Genomic DNA, 15188 nt, shown 5'->3' with positions numbered 1-15188 from the left:
TCCCTACTCAGACTTGCGACAGCGTTGTGCTGCCCTGTGGCTCGCGCTTGTGCACAAGCCCTGCGCTGTCGAACAGCCAGTACAGCAGTTTGGCCAGTAACAGGCAGATGCCAAAAACGACCATGAAAAACACCACGCGCGAAACGAACGAGTCCAGCCCCTCGCGCGCCAGAACGATCATATTGAAAATGGCACCAAAGCAGAAACTGTGCAAAATGGCCGCTTTATAGCGGTTGGTCTCTTCGTTACCGCGCACGTAAAGCCAGTCAAACCACTTAATAATCAACCCTACGACAAACGCGCCCGGCAGGATAAACCAGCCTCCCCCCATCACCACCAGGGAACCAATCAAGGTTGGCGAGATCGCCAGGCCCGAATGGTTGTTCAGCACTTCCCAGGTAAAATAGTTCGCGGTATTGAGTACTACGCCAGGGCGGTCCGGCCAGAGCCAGCTCGGGATAAAGACATAGAAATCGCGCACAATCGGCGCCAGCCCCTGGAAATCAATTTTGTCGTAGTTTTGCAGCAGCAATGCCAGGTTTTCCCAGGGCGAGAAGGTATCGCGCGTCAGGTAGAGGAACGTGTAAAACGCCTCGTCGCCCGCCACGTTCATCCCGTAGCGCTTCAGCGCCAGCCAGAACATCCCCACAATGCCAAATACCCCTGCCGCAACCAGCATCCACAGCGAGATCCAGCCGCGGATGATGCCGATGAACAGGAAAATAGCGAAAGCGATGATAATGTTGGCGCGCGTACCGCCCACGATCATGTAGGTCAGAATACCGAACACAACGGTACTGACCAGGAAGAACAGCCACGCCTTGCTGTCCTGGCGAAGGAAGAAGATCACCAGCATCGCCGGGATGAAGAAATAGAAGAATCGCTTAAGCGCCACGCCTGAGACTTCAGCCGAAAAAATCTGGCTGTAGGAGTGGAGCTTAAACAGCAGGAAGCCGTTATGCATGAAGAAGATGCCGACGCTGACCAGGGCGATGGTCATGAGCATCACCCACGTCAGATGGGTCTCCACCCGGTTCATGGTAAAGAGCGCCCGACGCGGGGCAGCAGCCTGCGCGGGCCACAGACGCGTTTTATAGGTGACGTAGTAAACCGCATAGAAGCAGGTCGCCGCCAGCAGCGCCTGAAGCAGAATTTCCGGCGGCGCGACGCTCACGTCAAAACGGAAGACCAGGATGCTGGTCAGCGGGAAGCCGAAAAAGAAGGTCAGCAGAAACAGCAACGAGAAGAATACGTTAAAGTTGAAGCGCACGCGGCGGAACTCAAACCAGGTGAGCGTGGCGATAAATAGCGTGCTCAGAAGCCAGACAACCAGTAAGCCGCTAAACTGCAACTGACTCATGCGTTGTCTCCTGAAGCGATACGCAGCGCGCGGTGCCACGGCGTGAGGTAATTCGGGCTGAAAAAGTCGATGCTATTTTTATCCACCAGCGTGAGCTGGCGCTGTGCTTCACGTACCACTTCGACATTCAGCGCGTCAGAGGTGAACAACACCGGAATATGCTGCTCGGCCATGTCCTGCCAGAACGGGTTTTCACGGTTAAGCACGCACGGTACACCCGCCTGAATCAGCAGGCACAGCGTACCAATCCCCTGCTGGCGAGCAAAGATGAAATAGCCCAGATCGCATTTTCGCAGCAGCGCAAGATAGTCATCAAACTCCAGCTTTTCGCTGAGAATGTGCAGATTTTCTTCGCTGAATAACGCAAGCCCCTGCTGGCGAACCTCATCAATGTAGGCGTCGTTGTTGGCCGGATACCCCATCGGCACCACCACGTTCACCGTGTCGCCAAACTGCTGGTGTACCGCCCGGAGCGCGGCGACATGTTCGTTACTGCGGTCGCCCGAATTCCCCACCAGGATCGTCAGCTTGCCCTCGCGAACCGCGTCATTCGCCAGGGTGTTCAGCGCCGGATCCATACGGGTTGGGAAATAGAGTAGCTCACCGCGCACGTTCGGGTGCTGCTTCGCAAAATAATTCAGATCGCCACGGGTGGCAAAAACGCGGCCCACCCTTCCCTGCGCCATGCGACGCAGCGGATAGAAAAGACGGAATTTCCAGCCGCGCGAGACTTCGTAGAGATCGGCTCCCCAGATATGCCAGCTGCACTGGGAGGGTTTAATTCCCCCGCTGAGCAAAGCCAGCCACAGGCCGGTATTGAACTGCCCGTGGAAAAAGAAACGTTGCTCACGATCCGCTTTAGCTTTGGCAATAACCGCCTTCGCCAGGGTAGCTTTATCCGGCCAGAAGGTGATTGTCAGCGCCGGAAACCCCGCGCTCAGGCCATTATCCTGACCTGCAACCATAAACTCGCGCGCATCAGGATTGCCCGATGCCAGCTCGTCGTTGAAGAACCGCAAAACGGTCTGGTTATGGTGTGGGATATCCGATCCCAGGATGTGAATCAGTGCAGTCATGCGCGTTTACGCCACAATAAAAATACGCCGCAGCAGGCAGCGAAATAAACGATATAGGTTGCCATGTAGGCCTGAGCCGCCCCCAGCGCACCGTGCGCGGGTATCAACCAGTGTGAAAATGCTGTCAGCAATGCAAACTGGCTAACCTCCGCCAGGATATACAGCCGCAGCGAGGCTTTCGCAATCACCAGATAGCCGAAAACGTAAGCCCCCACTTTCAGCACATCGCCCACCAGTTGCCAGGCAAAGAGATCGCGCATGGCGGTAAACTTTGCCGAGAAAAGCAGCCAGATGGCAACATCGCGCAATAGCCAGACGGTCAAGCTGGCCGCCGCCACCGCGGGTAATACGAAACGCAGGGAGCGGGAAATTTCGCGGGTAATATCCTGCCGGGACGTCAGACGCGATAAGGTTGGCAGCAAATAAACGCTAAAGGAAGCCGTTATAAACTGGAGGTAAGCGTCGGAAATACTACTTACGCCCTGCCAGATGCCCACCTCATCCCAGCTGTAATGCGCCGCCAGCAGGTTTCGCATCATCACGTAAGCCACCGGCAGCGTGACGGAAGTAATGAGCGCCATCAGGGTAAACTTACCCAGCTGGCTGGCAAGCACCCTGTCCCATTGCGGTTTCAGGTAGCTCAGAGGGATAACGCCCCGGCGCATCAGCATGAACGCCGCAGGCACAACAACCAGCGCCGGGACCAGCGCCAGCCCCAGCAGTGCGCCTTCATAGCCGCCCAGGCGGTAGCAGAAGTAATAGGCAATTACGCCGATGACGCTCCCCAGGATAAGCGCAAGCGCGTTCCCGGCAGCATCGCGAAAACCTTTAATCAGCGCCAGCAGCAGGTTAGCCCAGGCAATGCCCATCTGCACCAGCGCGACCAGACGCACCAGTCCCTGATAATGGCTGTGCCCGAACAATCCCTGGCTGATGGGGGCCGCCGCCAGCAGAAACACAATCGCCAGCAGGGTCGAAAAGCCCGTCACCATCGCCGACGCGGTGCCCACTACCCTGCGAAGCTGGGCCGCATCATCATGATACTGAGCGACGTATTTGGTCACGCCGTTGAAGATTCCGGCACCGGCCAGCACCCCAAGGACGGTAACAAGCTGGCGGAAGTTGCCCGCCAGCCCAACGCCTGAAGGACCGAATGAGACGGCCAGCAGCTTGACGACCAGCAGTCCGGCACCAATTTTTACAAGCGTGGACGCGGCGGTCCACACCGATGCTTTTGCCAGAGACATATCAGCCGAAATAGCTCAGGAGGGTATTGATCACCGTACGCTGGTTAACTGGCGCGAGGTTGTAGAACAGTGGCAGGCGAAGCAAACGCTCACTTTCCTTCGTGGTGTAACGGTCTTCACCCGCGAACGTGCCAAACGCTTCGCCCGCCGGGCTGGAGTGCAGCGGAATATAGTGGAAGACAGCCATGATTTCGGCTTCTTTTAGCCAGGCGATGAGCTGGCTGCGATCGTCGTTATCGCGCAGCTTAATGTAGAACATGTGGGCATTGTGGACGCAATCGGCCGGAATGGTTGGCAGCTCTATACGCCCAGCTTTTGCCAGCGGCTCAAGCGCATCGTAATAGGTTTGCCACAGGGACAGGCGCTGGAGATTAATCCGCTCTGCCGCTTCCAGCTGTGCCCATAGATATGCCGCCTGCAGATCCGCCATCAGATAGCTTGAGCCGATATCGCGCCAGGTGTACTTATCAACCTGACCGCGGAAGAACTGACTGCGGTTGGTGCCTTTTTCACGGATCACCTCCGCACGCTCAACCAGGGCACGATCGTTAATCAGCGTCGCACCGCCCTCACCGCCAGCGGTGTAGTTTTTCGTTTCGTGGAAGCTGAAGCAGCCGATGTGGCCGATGGTGCCCAGCGCGCGCCCCTTGTAGGTGGACATCACGCCCTGCGCGGCATCTTCCACCACAAACAGGTTGTGCTTTTTGGCGATCGCCATGATGGTGTCCATTTCACAGGCCACGCCCGCGTAGTGAACCGGCACAATCGCGCGCGTTTTGTCGGTGATCGCCGCTTCAATCAGCGTCTCATCAATGTTCATGGTATCCGGGCGGATATCCACAAAGACGATTTTCGCCCCGCGCAGGACAAATGCGTTCGCGGTAGAGACGAAGGTATAGCTCGGCATGATCACTTCATCACCGGGCTGGATATCCAGCAACAGGGCCGCCATTTCCAGCGATGCCGTGCAGGACGGGGTCAGCAGCACTTTAGCGCTGCGAAAACGCTGCTCCATCCACTGCTGACACCGACGGGTAAAACCGCCGTCACCGCAGAGTTTGCCGCTGCCCATGGCAGACTGCATATAGTCGAGTTCGGTTCCCACGACGGGTGGTGCGTTAAATGGAATCATCTTGTCACCTGTATAACCAGTAGGCGGTGGCGTCGATGTTGGCACCACTCGCAATATAACGTTTAAGCGCGGCGGTGTTGCCCACCTGGGTCGCCACCCGCAGCGTCTCAACCTGCTGCTGCTGCGCCCAGTGCAGCGCCGCCTGCATGAGTTTCTCACCCATGCCGCGCCCGGCTAATAAGCCAATACGCGCCTCGCGCTCGTTAAGCTTGCGCAGCGAGACAAATCCCTGAATCTGACCGTTCGCTGCACGAAAAATCAGGCAGACGTGGTCAAAGGTACCTTTGACCGCATTCTCTATCCACTGGGCATAGAAACGTCCGCTGTCGTCAGGTGCATACCAGGGCGTGCGAAAGCGGCTCTGCGCAAACGCCCGGGCCGCCATCTGGCGCAGCACAGGAATGTCCTGTTCCGTTGCAATTTCCGCGCCGGACGCATCGTGCCGGGTAAGGGCAATGGAAAGGTCCACCTCACCCTCAACCAGCTGAAAACCGTGCTGCTGGAGCGCGTCAAGCAGGTCGGCACGGTCCGCCGGGATCTTAGCCTGCACGCGCTGCCAGGCGCTGAAGTCCGCTTCCTGCAGGGCGGGCGCATTCTCGCGCCAGCGGACTATCGCCGAGGGGCGGGCAAAAAATGCGCTTTCCCACTCAAGGGATTCAAGCATGCCGTGGAGTGCACTCAACGCCAGACGCCTTTCGTATCAACCACATACTGCTGACGCACTGCAACGCCGGACGTCGCTTTAAACTCTTTGTGGTCCACCAGCAGCACCAGCACGTCCGCCGACGCCAGCGCGTCATCGAGCGCCGTCAGCGTGCAATGCCCCGCAAGTTTTGCCGGCAGTTCATGAATATTTGGCTCGACCACCAGCGTTTCGCCCTTGTGCCATTCGGCAATCATCTCAGCAATTTCCATCGCCGGGCTTTCGCGCAGATCGTCAATGTTGGGTTTAAATGCCAGACCGAAGCAGGCAATTTTCAGCTCGCTGGCGCGCTTGCCGCTCTCTGCCAGACAATCCGCTACCGTCGCTTTAACCTGGTTGAGCACCCAGTGAGGTTTGCTGTCGTTCACTTCACGCGCGGTGCGAATCAGACGCGCCTGCGCGGGGTTCTGCGCGACGATAAACCACGGGTCGACGGCGATACAGTGGCCGCCCACGCCCGGGCCAGGCTGGAGAATGTTGACGCGCGGATGGCGATTCGCCAGGCGGATTAACTCCCAAACGTTAATCCCCTGATCGGCGCAAATAAGCGACAGTTCGTTTGCAAAGGCGATGTTAACGTCACGGAAGCTGTTTTCCGTCAGCTTGCACATCTCTGCGGTGCGGGAGTTGGTCACCACGCATTCGCCTTCCAGGAAAATCTTGTACAGCGCGCTGGCGCGTTCAGAACAGACCGGCGTCATGCCGCCAATGACGCGGTCGTTTTTAATCAGTTCGACCATCACCTGCCCCGGCAGCACGCGCTCTGGACAGTAGGCGATGTTGATATCCGCCTGCTCGCCGGCCTGCTGCGGGAAGCGTAAATCAGGACGCGCTTCTGCAAGCCACTGCGCCATCTGCTCGGTGGCCCCCACCGGAGAGGTTGACTCCAGGATCACCAGCGCGCCTTTCTTCAGCACGGGGGCAATGGATTTTGCCGCGGCCTCGACGTAGGCCATATCAGGCTCGTGGTCGCCTTTAAAAGGGGTTGGGACGGCGATAAGGTAAGCATCCGCTTCCACTGGCGTCGTGCTGGCGCGCAGGAAGCCGCCATCAACCGCCTCTTTCACCACGCGGTCAAGATCGGGCTCCACAATATGAATTTCGCCACGATTAATGGTTTCTACCGCCCGTGCGTTGATGTCCACACCGACAACCTGTTTTTGACGGGAGGCGAATGCCGCCGCCGTGGGCAGGCCAATATAGCCAAGACCAATGACAGAGATGGTAGTAAAACTCATAGCGATACCCGATTGTGTTTAAGTGCATGCAAAATACGGCCACAAGCCTGCCCGTCTCCATAGGGATTATGGGCCCGGCTCATCGCCTGATACGCTTCATCGTCGTGCAGAAGGCGCGTGACCTCTTCGACGATGAGCTGTGCGTTAGTGCCGACCAGACGCACCGTTCCGGCTTTAACCGCTTCCGGACGTTCAGTGGTTTCACGCATCACCAGCACCGGCTTGCCAAGAGAAGGCGCTTCTTCCTGAATCCCACCCGAATCGGTGAGGATCAGCCAGGCGTGGTTCATCAGCCAGACAAACGGCATGTAGTCCTGCGGTTCAATCAGCAGAACGTTTTCGACGTGGCCCAGGATGCGGTTGACCGGCTCGCTGACGTTAGGGTTAAGGTGTACCGGATAGACAATTTGCACATCGTCGTTCTGCGCGGCGATTTCAGCCAGCGCGTGACAGATTTGCTCAAAGCCCCGTCCAAAGCTTTCGCGACGGTGGCCAGTGACCAGAATGGTTTTTTTACCGTTATTCAGGAACGGATAGCGGGCAGCAAGCTCTTTCTGCAAATCGCTATTTGCCAGCACGCGATCGCGTACCCAAATCAACGCATCAATGACCGTATTGCCGGTCACAAAGATGGTGTTATCGGCGACATTTTCACGCAGCAGGTTCTGGCGAGAGTTCTCGGTTGGCGCAAAGTGGTACATCGCCAGATGCCCGGTAAGCGTACGGTTGGCCTCTTCTGGCCACGGAGAATAAAGATTGCCGGTGCGCAGGCCCGCTTCAACATGGCCGACGGGAATACGCTGGTAAAACGCGGCCAGGCTTGTTGCCATCGTCGTTGTGGTATCGCCGTGCACCAGTACGACGTCGGGCTTGAATGACTCCAGGATCGGCTTGAGATCCTGCAGAATGCGGCAGGTTATTTCCGTCAATCCCTGCCCCGGCTTCATAATATTGAGGTCATAATCCGGGACGATGGAAAAGAGGGTTAGGACCTGATCGAGCATCTCACGGTGCTGGGCCGTGACGCAGACCTTCGCTTCAATATCAGGATCGCTGGCCAGCGCATGAACCAGAGGCGCCATCTTAATGGCCTCCGGCCTGGTGCCAAATACGGTAAGTACTTTCACATCGATTCTCTTCGATTAGGCGATGAAGGCCTCAGCCTTCATCGTAAACGGCGTTCTTAGTTTGTACGACGACGCGTTAACGCCACGCCAGCCCCAACGAGTGCGCCCACAATCCCCCACATGATCATCAGGAATGCGCGGCGTGGACTGTCGCGTTTTACAGGTTCTTCAGGCGTTCTCAAATAACGATAGGTCTGAAAACGCGGGTCCAGGGAGGGACCGACATTAAGCGTATTAAGCATCGCGCGGTTTTGATCGTAGTCGAGGTCAAAATCAGGCCCAACGGCCTGCAGGTTTTCCAGACGCGCCTGCAGCATTGGGCGACCAAGAAGGAACATTTCAGAATCAGGCAATTCATCAGCCGGGACATCCGTCTCAGTGCGGGAAATGTTGTGCTGTTCCGCAATTTTCAGCGCCTGCTGAATATTATGCACGCGGCGCGCAAAAATGGCGTTTGCCACCTCTTCCTGACGCTTGACCTGCGCCTTCATCTGGATAGTGCGGGCTGCCCAGGCGCCTTTAAGCTCTTCATTCAGATGGCTTGCGGCACGCTGGCTGGCAAACGCAACGTACTGGCGCAAAAGATTGTTTGCATCCGGCGCGGTTTCGGCAATCAGCTTGACACTGTCGTTGACGTTACGCAGCGCATCGCCCGGCATGAACTGAATATTGTTAATCAGATCGTCCAGCATCGCGGCGTCGGCTTTGGTGTTATCAACCCGGCGCTGTTTGTAGTAATCCGTCTGGGACCAGAAGTCGCGACGCGTATCCCACGAGGCCAGCTGCATTACAAACTCTTTATAGGCTTCATCCATAACGGAGGCCTGATCAGGTGTGGCAAGATTGGCTTTGATATCCAGGTTTCGCAGGAACTGCTGCTGGGAATAGTACCCCCCGAGCATGTTAACCGTTGGCCTGTCCGTGATTGCCGTGGCGCTCCACTCCTGTTTTGCAAAGAACGTATAGGCCAGCGCTAACAGTGCAAACCCCAGCGCGATCCCCGCAATCCAAAGTTTGCCTGCCCATAACACGCGAAATAAACCCCGAATGTCCAGTTCATTCTCTGTTACCACTGATTTCGCTCCCGCCAACGGTTGAGTCATCATAGTCCCGGTTTTACTTAGTTAATGTTGTGTTTTTGCCACTGTTACGTCGCATCCTGCGCTTAATACGTTTAATGAATCGCGCCACTTTCCATGCGCGCTTAATGCAGTAGCCGTAGAGAGAAAATGCTAGCAAGAACAATACCAACATGGCCCACTCAGGCACAAAGTGCGTATATTCCGCCGTCACGCCAATCCCCGCTAGAATAGCAGCCGCAAGCGTAATAAGCACAAATGCCTGCCGGGAAGTGAATCCGGCTCGCATGATCAAATGATGAATGTGCTGACGGTCAGCAGAGAATGGGCTCATTCCTTTACGCAGGCGGCGATACATAATCGCAACCATATCCATTAACGGGATGGCGATAATCCATAAAGCTGTTACCGGACTGATGGGATGTACATCGCCCTGAGTAGTTTCCAGCAAGATCCAAATGATAGTAAAGCCGATAAGCGTGCTACCCGCATCGCCCATGAAGACTTTATAGCGTCGGCCCAATGCGCCGAGATTTAACAGGATATAAGGCAGGATGGCCGCAATCATGGCGAAACACCACATAGCAAGGCTATATTGCCCATCAAACCATAAAATGAAACCAATGGCGGCAAATGAGACGCAGGACAGGCCCCCCAGCAAACCATCAATACCGTCAACCATGTTGAACGCGTTAATCGCCACCCACACGGCAAAAAGTGTCAGGAAATAACCGAATGGGCCGAGTTCCATCTCCCAGGCCCCGAAAATATAGCCCAGGCTACTCAAGTGCAACTTAGCAAACACCATCATCGCAATAGCGACAGCAGCCTGAACGAAAGCGCGGATTTTGACGCTAATGTCGTATCTATCGTCAAGCGCACCAATAACGACAAGAACTGCTGCGCAAGAGAGATACAACTTGGCATGCGGAATATAGTAATCTGCAATGGCAAAAGTGAAGCAGATCCCCGCAAAAACAGAGATGCCACCGACCAGAGGGATCATGCCTTGATGACGTTTACGGAAGTTGGGTTTATCCACTAAGCCCAGATATTTCGCCACCTTACGTGCCAGAAACAAAAAGCAGGTGGTAAACAAGAAAATACTGGTTAGTTCAGTAAACGTATCAAGTAGGTTCACAATGGATGTTCTCAACAAATGTTAGTCAAGGAAGTATAACCATCAAGGCGCCGCGCCTGAAGTTATAAAGCAAACCTCTTACAATTCCATTTGTTTATTATTCAAGCTATTAATGTTTTTACTGTGCGAATTATCTTATTGTCGCACTGACCGGTCAAAATTGGGAGTAGGCGCTACTAGCGTATAGTCCATAAAAGAAAAACGCCACGTAAAAACGTGGCGTTCGCTGGCTTTATTTGCGTTACGAGCGCTTCATCATGTCGAAGAAGTCGTCGTTGGTTTTGGTCATCGCCAGTTTGTTAATGAGGAACTCCATCGCGTCAATTTCACCCATTGGATGGATGATTTTGCGCAGGATCCACATTTTCTGCAGCTCTTCCTGTGTGGTGAGCAGTTCTTCCTTACGGGTACCGGAACGGTTGTAGTCGATAGCCGGGAAGACGCGTTTTTCTGCGATCTTACGAGAAAGGTGCAGCTCCATGTTACCTGTACCTTTAAATTCTTCGTAAATCACTTCGTCCATTTTAGAACCGGTATCGATCAGCGCCGTTGCGATAATGGTCAGGCTACCGCCCTCTTCCACGTTACGCGCGGCACCGAAGAAACGCTTCGGACGATGCAGGGCGTTAGCGTCTACACCACCGGTCAGTACTTTACCGGAAGCCGGGACCACGGTATTGTAAGCGCGCGCCAGACGGGTGATGGAGTCAAGCAGGATGATCACGTCTTTCTTGTGCTCAACCAGGCGTTTCGCCTTCTCGATAACCATTTCCGCAACCTGAACGTGGCGAGATGCTGGCTCGTCGAAGGTAGAAGCAACCACTTCACCTTTAACCAGACGCTGCATCTCGGTTACTTCTTCCGGACGTTCGTCAATCAGCAGCACCATCAGCACGCAGTCTGGGTGGTTGTAGGCAATGCTCTGCGCGATGTTCTGCAGCAGCATGGTTTTACCCGCTTTCGGCGGTGCCACAATCAGACCACGCTGGCCACGACCGATTGGCGATGCCAGATCCAGAACACGCGCGGTTAAGTCTTCGGTAGAACCGTTACCACGCTCCATGCGCAGGCGAGAGTTCGCGTGCAGCGGCGTTAAGTTCTCAAAGAGGATCTTGTTACGCGAGTTTTCTGGTTTATCGAAGTTAACTTCATTAACTTTCAACAGCGCAAAGTAGCGTTCACCCTCTTTAGGAGGACGAATCTTACCTGAAATGGTGTCACCAGTGCGGAGGTTGAAACGGCGGATTTGGCTGGGGGATACGTAGATGTCGTCAGGGCCGGCGAGGTAGGAGCTGTCTGCAGAGCGGAGGAAACCAAATCCGTCTTGCAATATCTCCAGCACACCGTCGCCAAAGATATCTTCGCCACTCTTAGCGTGCTGCTTCAGGATGGCGAAAATGATGTCCTGCTTGCGCATACGAGCCTGGTTTTCCAGCCCCATATTTTCGCCGAGAGTGATCAGCTCAGAAACCGGCGTATTCTTTAATTCGGTAAGATTCATAATGGTGTGGGTTCTTAAACTCGGGGTGATTCTCGAACTTAATGTTGTGAATGGTATGGCAGGGTCATCCATGCCTGTTTAGCGGCCATCACCTCATGTCTGTTCGCTGTCTGGTCACAGGGAAAGAACGCAGAACTGAAACGACAAGACGGATTGAGTGACAAGCCCGGAATTTAGCCACTTCACGCATTGTTCATGTCAACAACGGGAAGTATCGGGTAAAACAAGATTCAAACAACAGATATGTTTAAAACGAAGTCATAGCTAACTTAGCACGACTTCAGCCGGGCGTCCAGAGTTCCACATCATTTAGCCGGGGGCTCTGGACGCACAGCGGAGAAACCTTACGCCAGGTTAGCGTCCAGGAACTCTTTCAGCTGACCTTTGGACAGCGCGCCCACTTTGGTCGCCGCCACTTCACCGTTTTTGAACAGCAGAAGGGTCGGGATGCCACGGATACCGTATTTTGGTGCGGTGCCCGGGTTCTGGTCGATGTTCAGCTTGGCAACCGTCAGTTTGCCCTGATATTCGTCAGCGATCTCATCCAGAATCGGGGCGATCATTTTGCAAGGACCACACCATTCAGCCCAGAAATCGACGAGGGTCAGCCCGTCAGCCTTAAGTACGTCCGTGTCAAAACTGTCGTCAGTCAGGTGAATAATTTTATCGCTCATATATAACTCCACAGGAATAAGCCTGGTACGTTGGTTTTGTCTCCACCAACGACGTGTTGATGTCGCATTAACCAACTAAAGGTTGACTTTATTTCACCGGATACGCTTTCGTAAAGCAATAGTAAGCTGATATTCTACCACACTATGAGCAAAACACATTTAACAGAACAGAAGTTTTCCGACTTCGCCCTGCACCCAAAAGTGATCGAAGCCCTTGAAACAAAAGGGTTTCATAACTGCACGCCCATTCAGGCTCTCGCCCTGCCGCTGACGCTGGCCGGTCGCGATGTTGCAGGGCAGGCGCAAACCGGTACCGGCAAAACGATGGCGTTTTTAACGTCAACGTTTCATTATTTACTTTCTCACCCAGCGATTGCAGACCGCAAAGTTAACCAGCCGCGCGCGCTAATTATGGCCCCGACGCGAGAACTGGCGGTACAGATCCACGCAGACGCTGAGCCTCTGGCGCAAGCCACCGGCCTGAAACTCGGCCTGGCCTATGGCGGCGACGGCTACGATAAGCAGCTGAAAGTGCTGGAAAGCGGCGTGGATATCCTCATCGGTACCACTGGCCGTCTTATCGACTACGCCAAACAGAATCACATTAACCTCGGCGCTATCCAGGTTGTGGTGCTCGATGAAGCTGATCGTATGTACGATCTGGGCTTCATTAAAGATATCCGCTGGCTGTTCCGCCGCATGCCGCCGGCCAATCAGCGTCTGAACATGCTGTTCTCTGCCACCCTTTCCTATCGCGTACGCGAGCTGGCGTTCGAGCAGATGAACAATGCGGAATATGTGGAAGTGGAGCCTGAGCAGAAAACGGGCCACCGCATTAAAGAAGAGCTCTTCTATCCTTCCAATGAAGAGAAAATGCGTCTGCTGCAAACGCTGATTGAAGAAGAGTGGCCCGATCGCGCCATTATCTTCGCGAATACCAAACACCGCTGTGAAGACATCTGGGGCCATCTGGCTGCAGACGGTCACCGCGTTGGCCTGTTGACCGGCGACGTCGCGCAGAAAAAACGCCTGCGTATCCTCGACGAGTTCACCCGTGGCGATCTTGATATTCTGGTTGCAACCGACGTGGCGGCACGTGGTTTACACATTCCGGCCGTGACGCACGTCTTTAACTACGATCTGCCAGACGACTGCGAAGACTACGTGCACCGTATCGGTCGTACTGGTCGTGCGGGCGCAAGCGGTCACTCAATTAGCCTTGCGTGTGAAGAGTATGCGCTGAATCTTCCAGCCATTGAGACCTACATCGGTCACTCTATTCCGCAGAGTAAATACAATCCGGAAGCGCTGTTAAGCGAACTGCCGCCGCCTAAGCGTCTTACCCGCCCGCGCTCCGGCAATGGTCCGCGTCGTTCAGGCGGCGCACCGCGTAACCGTCGTCGTTCAGGTTAAAACATGATGCTCAGCTCCACCTCGCTCTATGCGGCAATTGATCTCGGTTCGAATAGTTTTCATATGCTGGTTGTGCGTGAGGTGGCGGGAAGCATACAAACGCTGACGCGCATTAAGCGCAAGGTCCGCCTCGCGGCGGGCCTGAGCAGCGATAATTACCTCTCACCTGAAGCCATGGAACGTGGCTGGCAGTGCCTGCGGCTCTTTGCTGAGCGTCTGCAGGATATCCCGCATGCCCAAATCACCGTCGTCGCCACAGCGACGCTCCGACTGGCGGTTAACGCCGTAGATTTTATTGCCAAAGCGCAGGAAATTCTGGGGTGTCCGGTTCAGGTTATCAGCGGCGAAGAAGAAGCACGCCTGATTTACCAAGGCGTTGCCCACACCACCGGGGGTGACGATCGCCGTCTGGTGGTGGATATCGGCGGTGCCAGTACCGAACTGGTAACCGGCACCGGCGCGCAGGCCACGTCGCTGTTCAGCCTGTCGATGGGCTGCGTAACCTGGCTTGAGCGTTACTTTACTGATCGGAATCTGGGTAAAGAGAACTTCGACGAGGCGGAAAACGCCGCGCGCGAAGTGTTACGCCCGGTGATGGACGAACTGCGCTATCACGGCTGGAAAGTCTGCGTGGGGGCTTCGGGTACCGTGCAGGCCCTGCAGGAAATCATGATGGCGCAGGGCATGGACGAGCGGATCACGCTTGCCAAACTTCAGCAGCTTAAACAGCGTGCCATTCAGTGCGGACGTCTGGAAGAGCTGGAAATTGAAGGGCTTACGCTGGAACGTGCCCTGGTTTTCCCGAGCGGGCTGGCCATTCTGATCGCCATATTCACCGAACTAAATATCCAGTGTATGACCCTGGCCGGCGGCGCGCTGCGCGAAGGTCTGGTCTACGGGATGCTGCATCTGTCGGTGGATCAGGACATCCGCAACCGCACTCTGCGCAACGTCCAGCGTCGTTTTCTGGTTGATATCGATCAGGCTGGCCGCGTATCGCAGCTGGCATCACGCTTTGCCGACCAGGTCGCTAACGCCTGGGAGCTTGATCATCTGAGCCGCGATTTATTGCTGAGCGCCTGCGCGCTGCATGAAGTGGGGCTAAGCATTGATTTTAAACAGGCACCGGCTCACGCAGCGTATCTGGTGCGCAACCTGGATTTGCCGGGCTACACGCCCGCACAGAAAAAGCTGCTGGCAACGCTGCTGCTGAACCAGACCAACGCCGTCGATCTCTCCTCTTTGCATCAGCAAAATGCCGTACCGCCGCGCGTGGCCGAGCATCTGTGCCGCCTGCTGCGTCTGGCAATTCTGTTTGCCAGCCGCCGCCGCGATGATTTGTTACCCGCCATTAATCTGCTAGCCGAAGACGAGAAGCTGACGCTGACGCTGCCGGAAAACTGGATTGAGAATCACCCGCTTGGGGCAGAGATGATCGAGCAGGAGTGCCAGTGGCAGAGCTATGTGCACTGGATACTTGAGGTGAAGTAATACGCT

Annotated in this window: 13 protein-coding genes; 2 read left to right on the top strand and 11 right to left on the bottom strand. The window is 55.3% G+C overall.

Annotated elements, in window-relative coordinates; genetic code table 11:
• Positions 1 to 7: 7 nt before the first annotated feature.
• The 11 genes from wzyE to trxA form a co-directional block, all read right to left on the bottom strand.
• Positions 8 to 1360 (bottom strand): ECA oligosaccharide polymerase, encoded by a 1353-nt coding sequence (gene wzyE / locus OSH03_RS21075; protein ID WP_266180018.1) that lies wholly within the window; start codon positions 1358 to 1360, stop codon positions 8 to 10.
• Positions 1357 to 2436 (bottom strand): TDP-N-acetylfucosamine:lipid II N-acetylfucosaminyltransferase, encoded by a 1080-nt coding sequence (locus tag OSH03_RS21070; RefSeq protein ID WP_266180017.1) that lies wholly within the window; start codon positions 2434 to 2436, stop codon positions 1357 to 1359. Before OSH03_RS21070 ends, wzyE begins: the two co-directional genes overlap by 4 nt.
• Positions 2433 to 3683, bottom strand: a complete 1251-nt coding sequence (wzxE, locus tag OSH03_RS21065) for a lipid III flippase WzxE (RefSeq protein WP_266180016.1) — start codon at positions 3681 to 3683, stop codon at positions 2433 to 2435. Before wzxE ends, OSH03_RS21070 begins: the two co-directional genes overlap by 4 nt.
• Position 3684: 1 nt before the next feature.
• Positions 3685 to 4815, bottom strand: coding sequence for a dTDP-4-amino-4,6-dideoxygalactose transaminase (rffA, locus tag OSH03_RS21060; RefSeq protein ID WP_266180015.1), 1131 nt, complete (start codon positions 4813 to 4815; stop codon positions 3685 to 3687).
• Positions 4816 to 4819: 4 nt separating this feature from the next.
• Complete coding sequence (rffC, locus tag OSH03_RS21055) at positions 4820 to 5497, bottom strand: dTDP-4-amino-4,6-dideoxy-D-galactose acyltransferase (protein WP_151413023.1); 678 nt, start codon at positions 5495 to 5497, stop codon at positions 4820 to 4822.
• Positions 5494 to 6756 (bottom strand): UDP-N-acetyl-D-mannosamine dehydrogenase, encoded by a 1263-nt coding sequence (wecC, locus tag OSH03_RS21050; protein ID WP_151413022.1) that lies wholly within the window; start codon positions 6754 to 6756, stop codon positions 5494 to 5496. Before wecC ends, rffC begins: the two co-directional genes overlap by 4 nt.
• Complete coding sequence (wecB, locus tag OSH03_RS21045) at positions 6753 to 7883, bottom strand: non-hydrolyzing UDP-N-acetylglucosamine 2-epimerase (RefSeq protein ID WP_266180014.1); 1131 nt, start codon at positions 7881 to 7883, stop codon at positions 6753 to 6755. Before wecB ends, wecC begins: the two co-directional genes overlap by 4 nt.
• A 56-nt stretch (positions 7884 to 7939) precedes the next feature.
• Complete coding sequence (gene wzzE, locus OSH03_RS21040) at positions 7940 to 8986, bottom strand: ECA polysaccharide chain length modulation protein (RefSeq protein WP_266180013.1); 1047 nt, start codon at positions 8984 to 8986, stop codon at positions 7940 to 7942.
• 13 nt (positions 8987 to 8999) lie between these two features.
• Complete coding sequence (wecA, locus tag OSH03_RS21035) at positions 9000 to 10103, bottom strand: UDP-N-acetylglucosamine--undecaprenyl-phosphate N-acetylglucosaminephosphotransferase (RefSeq protein WP_151413020.1); 1104 nt, start codon at positions 10101 to 10103, stop codon at positions 9000 to 9002.
• A 241-nt stretch (positions 10104 to 10344) separates the two neighbouring features.
• Complete coding sequence (gene rho / locus OSH03_RS21030; RefSeq protein WP_008501566.1) at positions 10345 to 11604, bottom strand: transcription termination factor Rho; 1260 nt, start codon at positions 11602 to 11604, stop codon at positions 10345 to 10347.
• A 344-nt stretch (positions 11605 to 11948) separates the two neighbouring features.
• On the bottom strand, positions 11949 to 12278 hold the full coding sequence (gene trxA, locus OSH03_RS21025) for a thioredoxin TrxA (protein WP_004386384.1): 330 nt from the start codon (positions 12276 to 12278) through the stop codon (positions 11949 to 11951).
• A 144-nt stretch (positions 12279 to 12422) separates the two neighbouring features.
• Between trxA and rhlB the strand changes: the two genes are divergently transcribed.
• Together rhlB and gppA are read left to right on the top strand one after the other, a co-directional pair.
• On the top strand, positions 12423 to 13691 hold the full coding sequence (rhlB, locus tag OSH03_RS21020; RefSeq protein ID WP_032644815.1) for an ATP-dependent RNA helicase RhlB: 1269 nt from the start codon (positions 12423 to 12425) through the stop codon (positions 13689 to 13691).
• A 6-nt stretch (positions 13692 to 13697) separates the two neighbouring features.
• Complete coding sequence (gene gppA / locus OSH03_RS21015) at positions 13698 to 15182, top strand: guanosine-5'-triphosphate,3'-diphosphate diphosphatase (RefSeq protein ID WP_266180038.1); 1485 nt, start codon at positions 13698 to 13700, stop codon at positions 15180 to 15182.
• The last annotated feature ends 6 nt before the right edge of the window (positions 15183 to 15188 follow it).

Source organism: Enterobacter nematophilus, assembly GCF_026344075.1.
GTDB classification, from domain to species: domain Bacteria; phylum Pseudomonadota; class Gammaproteobacteria; order Enterobacterales; family Enterobacteriaceae; genus Enterobacter; species Enterobacter nematophilus.
The sequence above is the reverse complement of the archived record's forward strand: the minus strand, read 5'-3'. Positions and strand labels throughout refer to the sequence as shown.